This is a genomic window from Clostridium sp. BSD2780061688st1 H5, assembly GCF_005845155.1.
GTDB classification, from domain to species: Bacteria; Bacillota; Clostridia; order Lachnospirales; family Lachnospiraceae; genus Claveliimonas; species Claveliimonas intestinigallinarum.
On sequence record NZ_SPGT01000049.1, the window covers coordinates 1 to 2,452 of the forward strand.

Sequence of the window (2,452 nt, forward strand, 5' to 3'; positions counted from 1 at the left end):
TGGTTATGCCCTCGACCGATTAGTAACAGTCAGCTCCATGTGTTACCACACTTCCACCTCTGCCCTATCTACCTCGTCGTCTTCAAGGGGTCTTACTACTTTCGTAGGGATATCTCATCTTGAGGGGGGCTTCACGCTTAGATGCCTTCAGCGTTTATCCCTTCCCGGCTTGGCTACTCTGCCATGACCTTGGTAAGTCAACAGATACACCAGCGGCCAGTCCATCCCGGTCCTCTCGTACTAAGGACAGCTCCTCTCAAATATCCTACGCCCACGCCGGATAGGGACCGAACTGTCTCACGACGTTCTGAACCCAGCTCGCGTACCGCTTTAATGGGCGAACAGCCCAACCCTTGGGACCTACTTCAGCCCCAGGATGCGATGAGCCGACATCGAGGTGCCAAACCACTCCGTCGATGTGAACTCTTGGGAGTGATAAGCCTGTTATCCCCAGGGTAGCTTTTATCCGTTGAGCGATGGCAATCCCACTTTATACCACCGGATCACTAAGTCCTACTTTCGTACCTGCTCCACCCGTCGGTGTCGCAGTCAAGCTCCCTTCTGCCTTTGCACTCTTCGAATGGTTTCCAACCATTCTGAGGGAACCTTTGAGCGCCTCCGATACCCTTTCGGAGGCGACCGCCCCAGTCAAACTCCCCACCTGACATTGTCCCCCGGCCGGATTACGGCCGCAGGTTAGAAACCCAGCACTGCAAGGGTGGTATCCCAACAGCGGCTCCATGGCAACTGGCGTCACCACTTCCTAGCCTCCCACCTATCCTGTACATACAATACCGAGTCCCAGTATCAAGCTAGAGTAAAGCTCCATGGGGTCTTTCCGTCCTGGCGCAGGTAACCAGCATCTTCACTGGTACTTCAATTTCACCGGGTGCATTGTCGAGACAGTGCCCAAATCATTACGCCTTTCGTGCGGGTCGGAACTTACCCGACAAGGAATTTCGCTACCTTAGGACCGTTATAGTTACGGCCGCCGTTTACTGGGGCTTAAGTTCAAAGCTTCGCCTTACGGCTAACCTCTCCCCTTAACCTTCCAGCACCGGGCAGGCGTCAGCCCATATACCTCACCTTTCGGTTTCGCATAGACCTGTGTTTTTGCTAAACAGTTGCTTGGGCCAATTCTCTGCGGCCTGCTCTCGCAGGCACTCCTTCTCCCGAAGTTACGGAGTCATTTTGCCGAGTTCCTTAACAATGCTTCTCCCGTCGGCCTTAGGATTCTCTCCTCATCCACCTGTGTCGGTTTACGGTACGGGTACGGTATGAACAATAGCGGCTTTTCTTGGCAGCCAGCTCACACATTTCCCTACTTTTAGTTCGGTATGCGTCACGTCTTCAGATTGGTAAGCGGATTTGCCAACTTACCTCCTACCTCGCTTGCCCCGGTCTTTCCATTCCCGGTAGTGCTCTCTTTCTGCGTCCCCACAGTTCTGTCATACCGTAGTACAGGAATTTCAACCTGTTGTCCATCGACTACGCCTCTCGGCCTCGCCTTAGGTCCCGACTTACCCAGAGCAGATCAGCTTTACTCTGGAAACCTTGGATATTCGGCCGGAAGGATTCTCACCTTCCTCTCGCTACTCATTCCGGCATTCTCTCTTCCATACAGTCCACAGCTCCTTCCGGTACTGCTTCTTCCCGTATGCAATGCTCCTCTACCAATGTTAAAACATTCCTGAGCTTCGGTGATGTGTTTCAGCCCCGGACATTTTCGGCGCAGGACCTCTCGACCAGTGAGCTATTACGCACTCTTTTAATGTGTGGCTGCTTCTAAGCCAACATCCTGGTTGTCTTTGAAATCCCACATCCTTTTCCACTTAACACATACTTTGGGACCTTAGCTGCAGGTCTGGGCTCTTTCCCTTTCGACTACCCAACTTATCTCGTGTAGTCTGACTCCCATGAACCATCTACGCGGCATTCGGAGTTTGATATTCTTCGGTAAGCTTTGACGCCCCCTAGGAAATTCAGTGCTCTACCTCCGCAAGACTCTCATGAGGCTAGCCCTAAAGCTATTTCGAGGAGAACCAGCTATCTCCGGGTTCGATTGGAATTTCTCCCCTATCCACACCTCATCCCCACCCTTTTCAACGGATGTGGGTTCGGTCCTCCATTGCCTTTTACGGCAACTTCAACCTGGACATGGATAGATCACCCGGTTTCGGGTCTACTCCGACTGACTAACCGCCCTATTAAGACTTGGTTTCCCTTCGGCTCCGGACCTTTAGTCCTTAACCTCGCCAGCCAGCGTAACTCGCCGGACCGTTCTACAAAAAGTACGCGGTTGAACATGTAAAGTTCTTCCACAGCTTGTAAACACAGGGTTTCAGGTTCTCTTTCACTCCCCTCCCGGGGTCCTTTTCACCTTTCCTTCACAGTACTATGCGCTATCGGTCACTAAGGAGTATTTAGCCTTACGGGGTGGTCCCCGCGGTAT

At 52.4% G+C, this 2,452-nt stretch carries 1 rRNA gene; it reads right to left on the reverse strand.

Annotation, left to right across the window (positions count from 1 at the left end):
• A 23S ribosomal RNA gene (locus tag FGQ86_RS15905) occupies window positions 1-2,452 on the reverse strand; the annotation flags it as partial.